We start from the raw sequence: 15,758 nt of genomic DNA on the forward strand, positions 1-15,758 counted from the left end.
CGGCCGCTCCGGGCCGCGACGAGCGCTTCCCAGTGGCGGTCCATCGGTAGTAGCCTCGCGACCCGGGCGAGATGCCGAGTCGGCACCGTCTGAATTCACCCAGGAAGGTCCATGGATTCTCACGATTCGGGTCACTGCGCGCAGGAGATCGAGCTGGCCGCGCTCCGCGCTCGCCTGTCCGAGCTGGAGCAAACAGAGCGCGATCTGCGAGCCGAGCTGCGCCGCGTGGCTCAGGACACCGCGGCCCAGATGGAGAGAGAGGCCGACCTGCGCCGCCAGGCCGAGGATGCCGCTGTCTCGAAGCGGCTGGTCGACCATGCCCTCGACGGCATCACCATGACGACCCTGACCGGCGTTGTCACCTACGCAAACCTGGCCTTCAAGGCGATGAGCGGCTTCGCCGACGGGGGCATCGGCAAGCCGCTCTCTTTCTTCTATGCACCCGAGGACTTCGCCCAGCTCTCCAACGTGGCCATGCCCGCCCTCGCGACGGAGGGCGCCTGGCGCGGCGTCCTCAGGATCCGGCGACCGGACGGGAGCACGTGGATGGGGCAGCTCAGCGCCTTCGCGCTCGTGAGCCCGACGGGCGAGCCCACGGGCTTCGCGGCCTTCTTCAGGGACATCACGGAGCAGCTCCGCTACGAGCAGGAGATGCTCGCGCAGATGCAGGTGATCCAGGTGCAGCAGGCGGCGCTCCGGGAGCTCGGCACGCCGCTCATCCCGATCGCCGACGGGGTGATCGCCATGCCGCTCATCGGGACGATCGACAGCGAGCGCGCGCAGCAGATCCTCGAGATCCTCCTGAACGCGCTCGGCGAGAGGCAAGCGGTTGTCGCGATCCTCGACATCACCGGCGTGAAGAACGTGGACGGGGACGTCGCCGCCGCGCTGGTCCGCGTCGCGCAGGCCGCGCGGCTGCTCGGCGCCGAGGTGGTACTCTCGGGCATCCGCCCCGTCGTCGCGCAGGCGCTTGTCGACCTGGGGACCGAGCTGAGAGGGCTCGTCACCTGCGGCACCCTGCAAAGCGGCATCGCCTACGCGCTGGCGCGCAAGGCGCGCCCGATCTCCGCCTGAGCCTCTCTCCGCCGTCCCCGACGGTCCAGCGAGCGCTCGGACGCCGGGCGCGGACAGGCGGCGATCACCGTCCGTCGGCCGCGTTGCGCGCCCGGTAAGCGCGCTGCTGACACGCCCGTGAGCAGTAAGCCCGGGGCCGCCCCGTGGCGGGCTGGGCGATCTCGCCGCCGCACTGCGCGCACGTCGGCCGATCTCCAGGCCGAGGGGCGTCGCCGGATGTTTCGTCACAATCACGCGCCGTGGCGCCTGTTTCATCACGAGTTTCATCACGGTGGCCGGAGCGCGATCGGACGAGCGCCTCGATGCCCTCGAGCACGCGCTGCAGGCCGAACAGGAACACGTCCTCCGTGAAGGGGTGCTCGTCGAAGGCGCCCGAGCGCATCAGCTTCGCCATCGTCGGGAGGCGACCCGGGTCGAAGAGCTTGTCCCAGAAGTACGCGCGCTCGGACCACCACTGCTCGTCGGTGACGCCGGTCTCCCGCTCGGCCTCGACAGCGTCCACCGAGAGCCTCGCCGCGCCCCGGACGTACCCGTCGACGAGGTGGACGGCGGCGATCACCTCGCGGTCGGTGAGGCCGATCCCGCAGACAGCGCGGAGCTCCGCGTCGTACGCCGCCATCCCGTTCGGCCCCATCACGGGGCGCACCGGCGTCACGTGCAAGAACCACGGGTGGCGGTGGTAGAGCGCCCAGTCCGCGAGCGCCGCCGCCTCGAGCTTGGCCCGCCACCCCCCGGGGACGCCGTCGACGAGGGGCAGCTCCCCCGCGACGGTGTCCAGCATGAGATCCAGGAGCTCGGCCTTGCTCGGAACGTACCGGTAGAGCGACATCGTCGTGAACCCGAGCTTCCCGGCGACCCGCTGCATCGACAGCGCCGAGAGCCCCTCGCCGTCGGCGAGCTCGATGGCGGCCCGCACGATCTGATCGAGGCTCAGGCCAGGCTTGGGCCCCCGGCTCGGCCGCTTCCTGACCCCCCAGAGGAGCTCCAGGCTGCGCACGGCGTCGCCGCCGCCGCTGTACTCCGTCGCCGTTTTCCGACGCCCCGGTGGTTTGACAGCCATCCCTCGACTGCGTATAGCACATACACAAACGTGTACGTTGTACACATTTCAAGGAGGCCCGCTTGATGCAGCACGACCCGAGGCGATCGATGCGAACGACGACCCTGCCCCTCCACGCGCGCGGCCTCTCGGCCGTCGTGCCGCTCGCGCTCGCGCTCGGATGCGCGGCGCAGGAGCAGGAGCCGACGCCGGAGCCCACGTTCTGGCAGGACGTCGCGCCGATAACGACGTCCAGGTGCGCCGCGTGTCATCAGGAGGGCGGGCTCGCGCCCTTCCGCCTGGACGACTACACCTCGGCGAAGGCGCGCGCCGGCGCGATCGACGACGCCGTGCAGGGCGGCCACATGCCTCCGTTTCTCGTGACGCACGACGGCTCGTGCGGCGACTTCAAGGACGAGGCGACGCTCACGGCCGAGGAGCTCGACGTCATCCATCGCTGGGCGACCGGGGCGCGCGCCGAGGGCGATCGCGCGGGCGCGCCGCCCGCCCCGCCCGTGCCCACGCTCGAGGGCGGGGTCGACTACATGACGCCGCCGATCACCCCCATGGTCGACCCCGCCGATCCCCTCGCGGCCCACGACGAGTGGAGGTGCTTCCCCGTGGACCCGGGCCTCGACGCGGACCGCTTCATCACCGGATATCAGGTGACGCCCGGGGTCCGGTCCATCGTTCATCACGTCACGGTCTATCGGGTGACGCCCTCGGATCCGTCGCTGGCGGAGGGCAAGACGAACCAGGACGTGATGACGGAGCTCGACGATGCCTCGCCGGACCGGCCCGGCTGGGAGTGCTTCGGCGGACCGGCCGACGAGTTGCCGTTCCAGCCGCTGTTCGCCTGGGCGCCCGGGCAGGACGTGGTCGAGTTGCCCGGCGGCACCGGGGCGCCGGTCTCCGCGAAGGACGTCTTCGTCGTCCAGGTGCATTACAACATCCATGACCACACGGGCGCCTCCTCCGAGGACTCGACGCGCCTCCGGCTCCGCTATGAGGACACCGTGGAGCGGCGCGCCGTGTTCCTCGGCGACGACGGCTTCCTCACGACCCTCTTCGAGCCCGACGGCCCGGACACGCTGCCGCCCGGCCAGCAGGACGCGGCCTATACGTGGCGCAGGACGCGGGCGGAGCTCACGCTCGACCCGGCGCTGCCCCCGATCGAGGTGCTCGGCGTGATGCCGCACATGCACGAGCGCGGGCGCACCTTCGATATACGCGTGACGTCGGGGGCGCAGGAGAGCTGCATCGCGCGCGTGGAGGACTGGGACGTCCACTGGCAGAACGTGTACTGGTACCGCACGCGGCCGCTGCTCGACCCGGGCTCGTCGATCGAGGTGACGTGCACCTTCGACACGCGCGACGCCGAGGCCCCGGTGCTGCCAGGGTGGGGCACGCAGAACGAGATGTGTAACGCGAACATCCTTGTCGCGCTGCCGATGACGCCGTGACGCCGCGACCGCCACCTCGCCCGCGGTCCCGCCGCGGTCGCGCTCAAAAGGCGCCGACTTCGCCGAGCAGCGTCCCGCTCTCGATCAAGTAGACATGGCCATGAGGGGTCGACTCGCCCGCCTCCCAGCGCGATTCGACGGAGAGCTCGAAGGCGCCGCTGCACCCCGCGCAGCCATCCCCCGACCCACCGCCGGCGTACACGTCCGGGAACGGGTTCTCGTCGAAGAGGAAGAACAGGCGGAGGTGCGCGGCCCCGTCGTCGCCGCGATGGAGCGCGCCCCGCTGCTCGTGATCGAGGATGCCGTCGGCGCTCGACAGGCGGCCGAGCACGAGGACCTGCAGGTACGCGTCGGCACACGCGCTGCTGCGGTCGACGTAGGCGACAACCGGCGAGCTCTCGGTGTCGGCGGCGAGGGACCAGCTCACGGCGCTCTTCGTCCCGTTGGCCCACGCCACGTCGAAGCTCCCTGACCCGCCTGTCGCGTCGATGGCCTCCTGGCCGCTCACGCCGAGGGGCGTCGGGTCGGTGAGGCCATGCTCCACGAACTGACCCGCCACCTCCGGGAAGGAGTCGCAGGGATCGGCGGCGATCTCCCCCGTCTGTCCCCCGGCGCTCGCGCACCCCATGAGCAGCCCCACGAGGAGCCAGCAAGCGAGCCGTACGTTCATCGAAGCCTCCATCGCCATCCACTTGCCGCAGCGCAGGGGCCAGCGCAAGCGCATGTAGCGCAGATACGCATTATCTATCGCGCCGATATGCTATCATCGATGCATATATGAGATACAAGAGGGCGCAGTACGATGAGATCGCAAAGGATTTCTGCCGTGCTCTCCGCGGCCGGCGCTCGCAGCGGCAGCTCAGCGTCCGGCTCGGGTACGGCACGAACGTCGCCTTCGGGTGGGAGTCCGGGCGGCGCTTTCCGACGCTCCCGACGCTGCTGCGCGTCGCGGCGTACAACGGCGTCGGCGTCCACCGCGCGCTCTCGGATTTCGTGCGCCAGGAGTCAGCGTTCGGCGCGGGCGTCGCCGTCTCGGACCCGGCCCTCACGGCGACGCTCTTCCAGGTCATCAAGGGGGGCCTGAGCAACGCCGAGATCGGCGCCCGCATCGGGCGCAGCGCGTCCCAGGTGTCGCGCTTCATCGCGGGCACATCCCAGCCCCGGCTCCCCGACGTGCTGGCCATCGTCGACGCGACGACCGACCGGCTCCTCGACTTCCTCGCCCTCTTCGTCCACCCGGGCGAGCTGCCCTCGGTGGCGCGCGACTTCCGCGTGCTCGAGGAGCGCCGCCGGATAGCGACGGAGCTGCCCTGGTCTCACGCCGTCCTGCGCGTCCTCGAGCTCGCGAGCTACGCGGCCCTCCCCTGCCACGACGACGCCTGGGTCGCCGCGCGCCTCCGGCTCCCGGAGGACGAGGTGCGCGCGTGCATCGAGGCCCTGTCGCGGGCGGGCCTGGTCCGATGGCGCGGAGGGCGGTACGCCGCCACGGCCGAGACGGTCGACATGACCCGAGGCGCCGCCGAGCCGCGACAGCGATTGAAATCGCACTGGCTCGACGTCGCCGCGCGCCGGCAGGGCCGCGGCGATCCAGGCCTGTATTCCTACAACCTCGTCAGCGTCGCGCGCCGTGACCTCGAGCGGCTGCGCGCGTTGCACGTGCGGTATTTCCACGAGCTCCGCCAGATCGTGTCGGACTCGCGCGAGCCCGATTGCGTCGCGCTGGTGGCGATGCAGCTCTTCGAGCTCGGCGCGTGAACCCGGGCCGATGAGGCGCTCGCTGGAGCTCAGGGCCGCGATGCGCCCCCGGCGCGGTAGGCGCCCGGAGGGACCCCGACCTCCCGGCGAAACGCGACGTTGAAGGCGGCCTCGTCCCGGTAGCCCACGGACGACGCCACCTCGGCGAGGGCGAGCTCGGGATGGTCTCTCAGCTCCTCCTTCGCCAGCTCCATGCGCCAGCGCGTCAGGTGCCGGAGCGGGCTCTCTCCCACGTGCTCGCGGAACGCGTGAGCGAAGCCTGAGCGGCTCATGCCCGCCTCCCGCGCGAGGGAGGCCACGGTCCACGCGCGCTCCGGGGCCTGGTAGAGCGCGTCCAGGGCGCGGGCGACGCGCGCGTCCGCGAGCGCGGCACGAAAGGAGCCAGGAGGCGCGGGGCGCTCGATCTCCGCCCGGATCGCCTGCAGCAGGAGCAGCTCCGCGAAGCGAGCGGCCATGACCGGCGCACCCGGGCGCCGGCCGCGCACCTCGTCGCGGATGCCGTCCAGCAGCCGGCCGAGGCCGGGCACCGGCTCCCCGGCGCCGCCGTCGATGAGCACCGCCGAGGGGAGCGCGCGGAGGAGCAGCGACCGCCCGGCGCCGGTGAGGCTCATGGCGGCGCACAGCACCACCGTCATCGCGCCGTCGCCCCCGAGTCGACGCCGCACCGACTGCGCGCCCGGCCGAGGAGGCGCCATCCAGCGCTCCTCGTCGGCGACCGGAGCCCCCTGTCGGTGTCGGAGGCAGTGGGGGGCGCCGTGCGGCAGCAGCAGCAGGTCGCCCCGGTCTACATGGAGCTCTCGGCCGTCCAGCTCCAGCCACATCTCGCCCTCGAGGACGTGGTGGAGCAGCACGGCGTCTCGCCGGCCGACGCGGGCCCCCCACGGGGCGCCGAGCTCGATACGGCCGAAGAGGCTGGTCTCGATGCGCACGTGGCGGAGCAGCGCGGTGAGGACATCCGTCATTGGACGATCACAAAAGGCAGATGGACTCTATCACATGGTGACCCCGCCGGGCGTCCACCAGGATCCGGGCACCGACAGACAAGGAGACAGACACATGGACGTTTTCATCACCGGCGCGAGCGGCTACATCGGATCGGCGGTCGCCCGCGCCCTGGTCGCTCGCGGGCACCGCGTGCGCGGGCTCGCCCGCAGCGACGCGTCGGAAGCGAAGGTGCGCGCCAGCGGAGCAGACCCGGTGCGGGGCGGTCTCCATGCGCTCGACGTGCTCGCGCGCGAGGCGGCGGCCGGCGACGGCGTGGTGCACACCGCGGCGACGACGGGAGAGGACCGCGCGGCCACGGACGCCGAGGCGGTCACCGCGATGCTCTCGGCGATGAGCGGCGGAGTCTTCGTCACGACCACCGGGGCGCCGCGAGCGCGCTCCTCGCGCGTGCCCGTACCGGAGGACGATACGGCGAGCCCGGGCGGGCCGCTCGACTGGCTGGCGGCGGCCGAGTCGCGCGTGCTCGATGCGGCGAATGTCCGTGGCCTTGTCGTGCGGCCGCCCATGGTCTACGGCGACGGCGCAGGCCCGGTGGCGACCCTGGTGAAGGGCGCGCGCGCCGCGGGGGTGGCGCGTTATATCGACGATGGCGCAAACCGCTGGTCCACTGTCCACGTGCAGGACCTGGCGGTGGCCTACGCGACGCTGCTGGAGTCGGAGGCGACAGGCGTCTTCCATGCCGCCGAGGCGTCGCCCGAGCCCATGGCGGCCCTCTTCTCGGCGATCGGCGATGCCGCCGGGGTGCCGGCGCGCTCGTGGAGCCTCGCGGAAGCCCAGGCTGCCCACGGGCTCATCGCGGGATTCCTGGCCATCGACGCGGCCCTCGACGCGACAAGGCTGCGCGGCCTGGGCTGGTCGCCGAGGGTCGGAGAGGCGCTCGGGGGGATCTGCGGCGCCCTGCGCAACCCGGCCCAGCGCTACACCGATCTGGGCCGGTCCGACGACCCGACCCGGGTTGCCCTGGAAGCAGGTCGGGGCGAGCGCGCTCTCAGGGCTTGATCTTCGCCTCGAACGCGCGTGTGACGGCCGGCCTCGCCTTGATCGCCTGCTCCCAGCGGGCGAGGTTCGGATACGGCTCCAGGCTGATCCCCATGCGCGCGGCCATGGAGATCCAGGGGAAGGTCGCGATGTCCGCGATCGAGTACGCGTCGGCGAGGTGCTCGGATCCGGCGAGGCGGCCGTCGAGCACCTTGTAGATGCGGTCCTGCTCCTTCTGGTAGCGCTCGATGGCGTAGGGGATCTTCTCGGGCGCGTTGCGAAAATGCCCGAGCTGGCCAAGCATCGGGCCCACCGAGCCCATCTGGAACATCAGCCACTCGATGACGCGCGACCGGCCCGGCTCGCTCGCGGGCAGCAGCTTGCCCGTCTTCTCGGCGAGGTAGATGAGGATCGCCCCCGACTCGAAGACGGTGACCGGCCCGTTCGGGTGGTCGTGATCCACCAGCGCGGGGATCTTCCCGTTCGGGTTGATGCGCAGGTAATCCGGCTGGTGCTGCGCGCCGGACCCGATGTCGATGGGCTTGATCGCATAGGCGATCTCGAGCTCCTCGAGGAGGATGACGGGCTTGTAGCCGTTCGGTGTGGTCCACGTGTACAGGTCGATCATCTGGCTCTCCCTCGTCCCCGCGCCGCGCGCCGGCTCTCCCGGCACCCGTCCGGGTAGCTGCGGCGCATGGTCCCCGGACGCCTCGCGGAGATCAAGCGAAGGCTGAGGGGTTCGCGCAGAGATGACGACTTTCGGCGAGGGCTCGAGAGACGCGATGTGCCTCGACGGCCTTCATGTGACGGCGCTCCGAGGATCGATGTCCTGAACGATCTCGCGCGTGCGTCCACGCAGCCACGCGTGCGCCTTGTGGTTCTCGTAGCGCCTGTGCCAGAGCTGTTCACCGTCATGGCCGATCCAACGAGCCTGCGCGTCTCCCCGACCGCGTTCCTCTCCGGCAACGACGAGAACGCGAAGGCGGTCGTCAGGAGGCTGCTCGGCGATCTGGGGTGGCCGGCGGACTGGATCGAGGATCTCGGAGACGTCACGACCGCGCGCGGCCCCGAGGCGGTCGCCTTGCTCGTCACCTCCGTGGTGTGAAAGCGCGGCCTCGCGCCGTTCGCCTTCGCGCTCGCCCGCTGAACGGTCCTCTGCCGAAGACGAGGACCCCGCTTCAACCGTGGATCGTCTCCGCGTGGCAGAACTCCCTCACCACGCGGCGATCCGCGTCGCTCATGCCCTCATCCACCTTGCGGGCGATCTCCCCGTCGAGCATGAGGCCACGGAACGATCGCGCGAGCTTGAGCTGCGTCTCGTGCGCGACGTTCTGCGCCGTGTAGTCGAGGCCGAACGTCGCCCTGGCGTGCTCCTCGAAGCGCCTCGCCAGCTCGCCGTTGAGCGCCTCGGTGCGCTCCAGGATCTCGCGCATCCGGCGCCGCTCCTGCCGGCTCAGGGCCGGGATCACGTTGTCGAACAGGAAGTGATCGAACTGGACGTGGCGCGCCTCGTCGAGGCCGTGGGCGTGCAGGACCTGGGTGAAGAAGAACGTCCGCTCCGGGTCGAGCGCCCTGAGGCGGCGCTCGAACACGGTGATGATCGACTCGCCGATGTACGCGGAGCAGCAGAGCGCCGAGAGCTTCACGTACGGCGAGTCGTCGCCGTGGTACAGGGCGACCCGCTCGCTGAAGCGGTTGTCGGGACATTTGAAGTCGCGCCCCGACAGGAGCCGGACGTAGCGGTAGAACATGTTGGCGTGCTGGAGCTCCTCCGCGGCGAAGCAGGACAGCGCGTGGTGGAGCTCGAACCCCTCGCCGAGGGGCCCCGCGTCCGACTGGACCTCTGCCATGACGTAGGTCATCACCGCCGAGACGTGGCGCTCTATCTCGGCGAGCTGCGCGAGCTCCTTGGCCACGTAGGCGACCGCGCCCGCGCGGTGCCCCGGCGCGTCGAACGCCACGCCCGAGATGAAGTCGAGCTCCTCCGGGCGGATCTGCGCGGGCCAGGCGAGGCCGCTCGGGTGCATCGTCCGCAGGTGAGCGTCTCGATTGATGTCGTGCAGCTCGGAGCGCATGTCCCTCACCCCTCCCCTCCAGGTTCGAGCCCGATGAAGCTCAGGGCGTTGTAGATGGTGCGGCGCGGGTCGAGGATCGCGCGGCGACCGTGCATCACCCGGGTGTTGTCGATCAGCAGCACGTCGCCGTCCTGCCAGGCGACATCCATGGTCACCGCCTCCGTCACCCGGACCACCTCGCCGAGGAGCGACGGCGGGATCGCCTCGCGATCGGCGAACGTGATCCTCGGCTTCTCGTAGTTGTAGGACGGGCCCAGGATGCTGTTGGCGAAGGCGATGCGGTCGGAGAACAGCGTCTCCCTGGCGGCCGGCACCTGGAACTCGTAGTAGATCGCCCCGTCGTCGCAGGGCCGGATCACCGTGCCGGGGCGGCCCTCGGCGAGCGAGAGCAGGTCGTCGACGGTGATGTCCTCGATCGCCTTCTTCCCTTGCAGCGCGTGGTAGACGAAGCCCTTCCACTTCGCGGCCTCGACGCGGCGGCTGTACACGATGTCCCTGTCCAGGAAGGCCCGCTGCGCGGCCGGCGCGAGCGCGTCCCACACCCTGTAGCCGTCGCACACCGTCGTCTCCGAGCCGACCGAGGCCGCCTTCTCGCAGAAGAACCAGCAGAGGTGCGGCATGAACGGGCTGTTGCCGTTCTCGCAGTGGAGCCCGACGGCATCGAGCCCGGCGTCGACCTTCTGCGCCACGCCGCCGTGGAGCGACCGGGCCGGGTCGAGGGTGATCCGCGCGCTCATGCGCCGCACGAGCCGCGAGAACTCGCGCAGGCTGACGTCGAAGCCGCGCAGCAGGAGGAAGCCGGCGTCCGCCAGCATCTCCATCGCGATGGACCTGTCGAGGACGTCGAGCGGCGTGCCCCGCTCCGCGGTGATGAGCGCGCCGTCGCCGTGCGCATGGCTGGTCTTCGTCGTCACGCAGGACATGAGCTCTCCTCGAGGCCGAGCTCCAGCGTCACGCGCTTCCAGAGCTCGGCGCGGATGGGGCGGCCGGTGATGGTGAAGCAATGTCGGTGAAGCTCAGGGGTGCTCTTCAGGACGACGATCTCCGCTGCCCGCTCCACCTCGGACAGGTGCCGACGGCCGAAGTCGTCGATCGCGGCCCGGGCCGCGGCCGGATCGACGTGATCCTCCACGAGGAAGAGGCCGTGTATCTTCTCGAGGCGATCGCCGAAGATGACCGCCTCTTCCACGAAATCGAGCGACCTGTACCGCGACTCGACCCACGCGGGGGAGACGTTCCTCCCGCTGGCCGTGATGATCAGGTTCTTCTTCCGGCCGGTGATGCGGACGAAGCCGTCGCCGTCGATCTCGGCGATGTCCCCCGTGTGCAGCCAGCCCTCCGGGTCGACGACGCAGCTCGACGGGTCGGCCGAGGTGTAGCCGGCGAACAGGGAAGAGCTCCTGATCAAGAGCTCGCCGTCTGCCCCGAGCTTGACCTCCACGTGCTCGAGCGGCCTCCCCACCGTCCCGATCCTGGTCTTCCCGGGGACGTTCCACGTCGCGACGGAGGAGTTCTCGCTCAGCCCGTAGCCCTCGTAGACGGGGAGCCCGCGCCGGGCGAGGCGGGAGAGCACGTCCGGCGCGATCGGGGCGCCGCCGCAGCCGATGAACGCGGGCTCGTCGCGGCCGAAGAGCTGTTGGAACAGGGCCTCGCCGCGCTTGTCGGTCGCCTGGCAGGAGCCGTCGATCGCCTCCACCATGGCCGGCGGGAGCGTCATGGCCGAGGGGCGCGCGAGCCGGAGATACGGCAAGATCGCCTTCGCTGTCGTCCCCGGGGTGCCGAGGAGCAGCGATGGCGGCGAGAGGAGCACCAGCGTGCCGCCGTCGCTCAGCGTCATGTAGATGCCGGTGACCTGCTCGATGAGCAGGCTCAGGGGCACCATCGACAGGTACCGCGCGTACGTGCCCGGCCGCACCTCGCGGCGCAGCGCCTCGACGAGATCGTCGACGCCGAGAGCCCGGATCTTCACGCCCTTCGGCGCGCTGGTGGTGCCCGACGTATGGATGATCTTGCAGATGAAGTCCTGACGCCGGCGGGGCGTGAGGTCCCTCGGCCCGCCGCGCCGGCTCAGCGCGTCGACGTCGACGGGGACGCACCTCGGGGCCGCGACGCCGGCCTCGGCCCACGCGCGCAGCCTGGCCTGCCCAGGCCCGTCGACAAGGCAGAGATCGACGTGCTCCAGCAGGCTCCTGGCCTGCGCCGCCGAGAACGCGAGCGGGATCGGCACCTCGACGGACCCGCTGAGCAAGAGCGCCAGATCGGCCGCGACCCACTCCGGCGAATTGGCCATGACAAGCCCTACCCGCAGGCCGCCGCCGGCCGCGCCCTGCTTGTCGATCAGCCAGGCTCGCAGCGCGGAGACCGCGTCGAGCATCTCGCGCCATCGATGGCTGCGCCGCGCGCCGGGTGCGGCGTCCAGCACCTCGACCATGACGGCGTCCGGCCGCGCTTCGCCCACGGCGACGATGTGGTCAATGAGCCTCATGGTAGCGCTCCGCCCTCCTGTGCTCTTCCAGCCGGAGGTCGAGGGCCGCGAACCTGTAGCGGCCCGTGTTGCGAGAGAACATCTCCGCGATCGCCTCGAGCCTGATGAAGCCGGTCTGCGGCCGCCGCTCGTAATAGCTGCCCCACCTGTCCTGCGCTCCGGCGCCGAGCCGGGCGACGTCCGCGCCCTGGATGGGCTGGAAGTTGAGGCCAACGGCGTCGAAGATGAGCTTCAGGTTCGCCGTGATCGTGCAGAGGATGTATCTCTTGCCAAGGCACCAGGCGAGGATCGGCACGACGCGGATCAGCTCTGTCCCGGCGCGGTGCTCGACGGACGCGAGCGAACCGACCTCCACGATCTCGTCGCGGCCCACCGGCCGCCGCTCCATCGCGGAGAGGGTCTGCTCGATCGGCTCGTCGATGTACTGCTCCGAGAAGAGGCGGGCGCCCGAGCTGAAGGTGATCCCGGCGCAGGCGACCACCTTCGGCGCGCCGGCGCCGAGGCCCTGATCCGTGGCGCAGACGATGAAGCAATCCGGGCTGGGCTGCACCTCGGCGCCGAAGGAGCGCCGGTACTTCTGGCGAACCAGGTCGACGGCCTGGCCAAAGGCGTCGCTCGGCTCGAACGAGACATTGATGTGCATGCAGAACATCCTTTCGATTGCGATCGACCTACGTGGTCAAGCGCTCGCCGCGGCCAGCTGCAATGCACGATCCATCTGGCCATCGTCCGTCTCCCTCCGCGCTTTCGCCGGGCGCCGGCGCGCGCCTCTCGCTCGCGTGGCCCGGGCGTCGGCCGGGGCCATCAGCGCCTATCCCGCCGGCGTTTGCGCGAGTGCGCAACGCGGGTGAGCAAGGCCCGGGCGGCGGGTCCGCCGACGAGATGGCCCGTCCGGGCTCCCGATCCGGCCGGCGGAGCCCAGGCGTCGTGCCGGCGCGATCCTGCCGGATCATCGGCCGCCGCGCCGCGCATTCCCGGTCAGAAGGTCATCGACGCCGGCGCCATGACGGCGAAAGTCCCGCAGGGCTCGACAGCAGCTCGGCCCGAGCTCGCGCCGCTCGGCGCCGAGCGGGCGCTGGCGCCTCGCGACTCGGGCACAGGCGTTGCTCAATCACCTGGACGACGGCGACGTACAGCGAGGCGATGGCCTCATGAAGCGAGAGCCCTCGTGGCCAGAGCGTCCTCGGACGAGGCCCGGCTCTCGCTTCTCGTCGACCACACACGAACCACGCCCGACAGGAGCACTCCATGGATTCATTGAGCACCCCCGAAGTTTCCCGCGTCCTTGCCCGGATCTACAGCGAGGCGGACAGCACCGATCCGGCCGTCTTCGACCACATCATCGCCGAGATCGAGAGGACAGGTGGGCCGAAGAGCGCCCAGTACTGGGCGAAGGAGCTCGACAAGGCCTACATGCCGGTCGCGCCGGAGGTCGGTCGCCTCCTGTACATCCTGACGAGGGCTCGCCGGCCGCGGCTCGTCGTCGAGTTCGGCACGTCGTTCGGCATCTCGGCCATTCACCTCGCCTCCGCGCTCCGCGACAGCGGCGCGGGGCGGCTGGTCGCCACGGAGCTCAACCCGATCAAGGCCGCGAGGGCCCGCGAGAACCTGCGCTCCACGGGCCTCGCCGATCTGGTCGAGCTCCGTGAGGGCGACGCGCTTCAGACGCTGACGCAGGGGTTCGAGGGGGGGATCGACATGGTCCTGCTCGACGGATGGAAGGAGATCTATCTCCCCGTGCTCCAGCTCCTGGAGCCGCACCTGAACCCTGGAGCGCTCGTCATCGCGGACGACACGACGGTGTACCCGGAGTCCGTGACGCCTTATCTCGAGTACGTCCGGAAGGAGGGCAACGGCTATCTCTCCGTCGCCGTGCCGCTCGACGACGGGCTGGAGCTCTCCTTCGTCACGAGCGCCGGGCGCGTCCAGTAGGATAAAGGTCTGCTGTTCGCGCGCCTCGGACGTCGGCGCCACCCGCGGCGGCTCAGCTCAGGACGAGGTACGAGTCGCCGAACTCGTGGCAGAGGTAACCTGCCTGCTCGGCGTGGGCGTGGGCGCGGTGGAGCAGCGGGGCCGGCGCGAACGCCTCGAGGAGCCGGAAATGGCTCTCCGTCGGGTCGTGCACGCCGGTGAGCAGCCCATCGACGATCCTCGGCCGGAAGCCGTGATGAAGGACGAGATCGGTGACGCCCGGGCCGGCCCGGAGCTCCCCTCCGTGCTGGGCAGCGCAGCCCTCGAGGGCGCGCGTCACCGTCGTCCCCACCGCGATGACCCGGCGCCCGCCCGCCCTGGCCTCACGCACCGCGGCCACCGTCTCGTCGGGGATCTCGAAGCGCTCCGGCAGGGGGAGCTGGGCGTCGAGCGCCTCGTCGCCGGTCGACGAGATCCCGGCCGCGTGGGTGACCCACGCGATCTGGACGCCGCGGCGGATCAGCTCGAGCAGGAGGCCCCACACGAGCGGCCGCCCGGCCGAGGGGAGCTCGGCGCAGAGCGGTCGGCTCGCATACAGCGTCTGCGCGTGCCAGAGCTCGATGGGGCCATCGAGGTACGCATACTGGATCGGGCGGCCCCGGCGGTAGAGCGCCGACCAGAGCGCGGCGCCCCGCTCGCGAAAGGCGATCTCGACGAGGCGCGCCGAGGCCGCGGAGACGCGCTCGACGACGGCCGCGAGGTCGTCGCCGAACGTCACGGCGTCGCCCGGGCCGAGCGCGGGCGGCGCCGGGCGATCCTCGGTGCGCGTGCGCCAGTCGCCGGCGCCGAACAGGAGGGCTGAATAGCGCCCCTCGGACAGCTCGCCGATGAGCCGCACTTCCACCGTCTCGCCGCGCTCGGTCGCGCCGTGCAGCGACGCGGGCAGCGTGGCGCCGTCGTTGACGACCAGGAGATCGCCCGGCTCGAGGAGCACGGGCAGGTCCGCGATGCGCGCGTCGCGCAGGCGCCCGAGGCGCGGGTCCACGTGGAGGAGGCGCTCCTCCAGGGGGCTCTGGCGAGGCCATGCGGCGGGGCTCATGGCGCCTCCGGGAGGCTCGCGGCCTCGAGGCGAGCGCCGCTCGGCACCTCGCCCGCGCGGGCGACCAGGCCGACGATCCGGCGAGCGACGTCCGCGGGGTTGGCCAGCGTGCTCGGGTCGGCGTCGGGGATGGCTTCGGCGTGCATCCGCGTGTCCATCTCGCCGGGATCCACCGCATAGAACGAGACGCCCGTGCCCTCGAGCTCCGCGGCCCACGTGCGCGAGAGGTGGTCGAGCGCCGCCTTGGAGATGCCATAAGCGCCCCACCGCGGATAGGCGTTCACGGCCGCGTCCGAGCTGATGTGGACGACGACCCCGCGCCGCCGGAGCGCCATCGAGCCGGCGATCACCTTCGTGAGGCGGAAGGGGCCGACGACGTTGACCTCGAGCACGCGGCCGAGATCCTCGCACTCGGTGTCGAGCAGGATCGAGAGCGGCGTCTTGCCGAGCGTGCTCGCGTTGTGGATGAGCAGGTCGATGGGCCCGACAAGCGCCGCCGCCGCGCCCGCGATCGCGTGGGTCTGCCCCTTGTCGCCGATGTCCGCCGCGAGCGCGTGCGCGACCCCGCCCTGCGCGGTGATCTCGGCCGCCACCGCCTCGAGCGGCGCGCGCTCGCGCGCGACCAGCACCACCTTCGCGCCCCGCCGGGCGAGCTCCCGCGCGAGCGCGGCGCCGAGCCCGCGGCTCGCCCCCGTCACCAGCGCGGCCCGCGGCGCGAACGGCCCGGCCCCGGCGGCGCGGGGGAGCGACGTCTGCGAGCTCGCCTCGGCCTGGATGAGCGCATTGCTTCCGGTCGATTCGTTGTTCATCGTGGCTTCCTCCTCGACCACAGGCTAATCCGCGCTGGCTCACCTGTTGGAGATGGCTCCAATTC

The 15,758-nt window shown here is 71.2% G+C and carries 16 protein-coding genes; 6 read left to right on the forward strand and 10 right to left on the reverse strand.

From position 1 onward, the window contains the following. The first annotated feature begins 111 nt into the window (after positions 1 to 111). Complete coding sequence (locus tag WMF42_RS25540) at positions 112 to 1,074, forward strand: PAS domain S-box protein (RefSeq protein WP_061605982.1); 963 nt, start codon at positions 112 to 114, stop codon at positions 1,072 to 1,074. 64 nt (positions 1,075 to 1,138) lie between these two features. On the opposite strand, the gene WMF42_RS25545 is transcribed toward WMF42_RS25540, so the two are convergent. Continuing rightward, entirely contained in the window at positions 1,139 to 2,134 is a 996-nt protein-coding gene (locus tag WMF42_RS25545) for a TetR/AcrR family transcriptional regulator (RefSeq protein WP_437685325.1), read from the reverse strand. 89 nt (positions 2,135 to 2,223) lie between these two features. Between WMF42_RS25545 and WMF42_RS25550 the strand changes: the two genes are divergently transcribed. Next, entirely contained in the window at positions 2,224 to 3,576 is a 1,353-nt protein-coding gene (locus WMF42_RS25550) for a hypothetical protein (RefSeq protein WP_437685327.1), read from the forward strand. A gap of 43 nt (positions 3,577 to 3,619) precedes the next feature. Here WMF42_RS25550 and WMF42_RS25555 read toward each other — a convergent pair whose 3' ends face one another. Next, positions 3,620 to 4,246, reverse strand: coding sequence for a hypothetical protein (locus WMF42_RS25555; protein WP_061606000.1), 627 nt, complete (start codon positions 4,244 to 4,246; stop codon positions 3,620 to 3,622). Positions 4,247 to 4,353: 107 nt separating this feature from the next. Between WMF42_RS25555 and WMF42_RS25560 the strand changes: the two genes are divergently transcribed. Beyond that, positions 4,354 to 5,331, forward strand: a complete 978-nt coding sequence (locus WMF42_RS25560; protein ID WP_437685329.1) for a DUF4423 domain-containing protein — start codon at positions 4,354 to 4,356, stop codon at positions 5,329 to 5,331. Positions 5,332 to 5,360: 29 nt separating this feature from the next. Here WMF42_RS25560 and WMF42_RS25565 read toward each other — a convergent pair whose 3' ends face one another. Further along, positions 5,361 to 6,293, reverse strand: a complete 933-nt coding sequence (locus WMF42_RS25565) for an AraC family transcriptional regulator (protein WP_061606869.1) — start codon at positions 6,291 to 6,293, stop codon at positions 5,361 to 5,363. A gap of 94 nt (positions 6,294 to 6,387) precedes the next feature. On the opposite strand from WMF42_RS25565, the gene WMF42_RS25570 reads away from it, so the two are divergent. Further along, a complete protein-coding gene (locus WMF42_RS25570) occupies positions 6,388 to 7,335 on the forward strand; it encodes an NAD-dependent epimerase/dehydratase family protein (protein ID WP_061606868.1) in 948 nt (315 codons plus the stop codon). Here WMF42_RS25570 and WMF42_RS25575 read toward each other — a convergent pair. Then, on the reverse strand, positions 7,325 to 7,942 hold the full coding sequence (locus WMF42_RS25575) for a glutathione S-transferase family protein (RefSeq protein WP_061606867.1): 618 nt from the start codon (positions 7,940 to 7,942) through the stop codon (positions 7,325 to 7,327). The two genes, WMF42_RS25570 and WMF42_RS25575, sit on opposite strands and share 11 nt — an antisense overlap. A gap of 285 nt (positions 7,943 to 8,227) precedes the next feature. Between WMF42_RS25575 and WMF42_RS25580 the strand changes: the two genes are divergently transcribed. Then, positions 8,228 to 8,419, forward strand: coding sequence for a hypothetical protein (locus WMF42_RS25580; RefSeq protein ID WP_437685331.1), 192 nt, complete (start codon positions 8,228 to 8,230; stop codon positions 8,417 to 8,419). A gap of 73 nt (positions 8,420 to 8,492) precedes the next feature. Here the strand turns inward: WMF42_RS25580 and WMF42_RS25585 are convergent, their stop codons facing one another. Genes WMF42_RS25585 through WMF42_RS25600 form a run of 4 tightly spaced genes read right to left on the reverse strand, consistent with a single transcriptional unit; the run spans position 8,493 to position 12,517 of the window. Next, positions 8,493 to 9,389, reverse strand: a complete 897-nt coding sequence (locus WMF42_RS25585) for a diiron oxygenase (protein ID WP_061606866.1) — start codon at positions 9,387 to 9,389, stop codon at positions 8,493 to 8,495. A gap of 5 nt (positions 9,390 to 9,394) precedes the next feature. Continuing rightward, on the reverse strand, positions 9,395 to 10,312 hold the full coding sequence (locus WMF42_RS25590; RefSeq protein WP_437685333.1) for a TauD/TfdA family dioxygenase: 918 nt from the start codon (positions 10,310 to 10,312) through the stop codon (positions 9,395 to 9,397). Beyond that, complete coding sequence (locus WMF42_RS25595; RefSeq protein ID WP_437685335.1) at positions 10,300 to 11,874, reverse strand: AMP-binding protein; 1,575 nt, start codon at positions 11,872 to 11,874, stop codon at positions 10,300 to 10,302. Before WMF42_RS25595 ends, WMF42_RS25590 begins: the two co-directional genes overlap by 13 nt. Then, on the reverse strand, positions 11,861 to 12,517 hold the full coding sequence (locus WMF42_RS25600) for a thermostable hemolysin (protein ID WP_437685337.1): 657 nt from the start codon (positions 12,515 to 12,517) through the stop codon (positions 11,861 to 11,863). The genes WMF42_RS25595 and WMF42_RS25600 overlap by 14 nt, the downstream gene beginning before the upstream one ends. Before the next feature lie 605 nt (positions 12,518 to 13,122). On the opposite strand from WMF42_RS25600, the gene WMF42_RS25605 reads away from it, so the two are divergent. Beyond that, on the forward strand, positions 13,123 to 13,806 hold the full coding sequence (locus WMF42_RS25605; protein ID WP_434041196.1) for an O-methyltransferase: 684 nt from the start codon (positions 13,123 to 13,125) through the stop codon (positions 13,804 to 13,806). A gap of 52 nt (positions 13,807 to 13,858) precedes the next feature. Here the strand turns inward: WMF42_RS25605 and WMF42_RS25610 are convergent, their stop codons facing one another. Further along, positions 13,859 to 14,884 carry an S-adenosylmethionine:tRNA ribosyltransferase-isomerase gene (locus WMF42_RS25610; RefSeq protein WP_437685339.1) on the reverse strand — a complete coding sequence of 342 codons (1,026 nt, stop codon included), beginning with the start codon at positions 14,882 to 14,884 and terminating at the stop codon, positions 13,859 to 13,861. Beyond that, positions 14,881 to 15,693 carry an SDR family NAD(P)-dependent oxidoreductase gene (locus WMF42_RS25615; protein WP_437685341.1) on the reverse strand — a complete coding sequence of 271 codons (813 nt, stop codon included), beginning with the start codon at positions 15,691 to 15,693 and terminating at the stop codon, positions 14,881 to 14,883. The genes WMF42_RS25610 and WMF42_RS25615 overlap by 4 nt, the downstream gene beginning before the upstream one ends. Between the last annotated feature and the right edge of the window lie 65 nt (positions 15,694 to 15,758).

The organism is Sorangium sp. So ce176 (assembly GCF_051519835.1).
Taxonomy (GTDB): Bacteria; Myxococcota_A; Polyangia; order Polyangiales; family Polyangiaceae; genus Sorangium; species Sorangium cellulosum_G.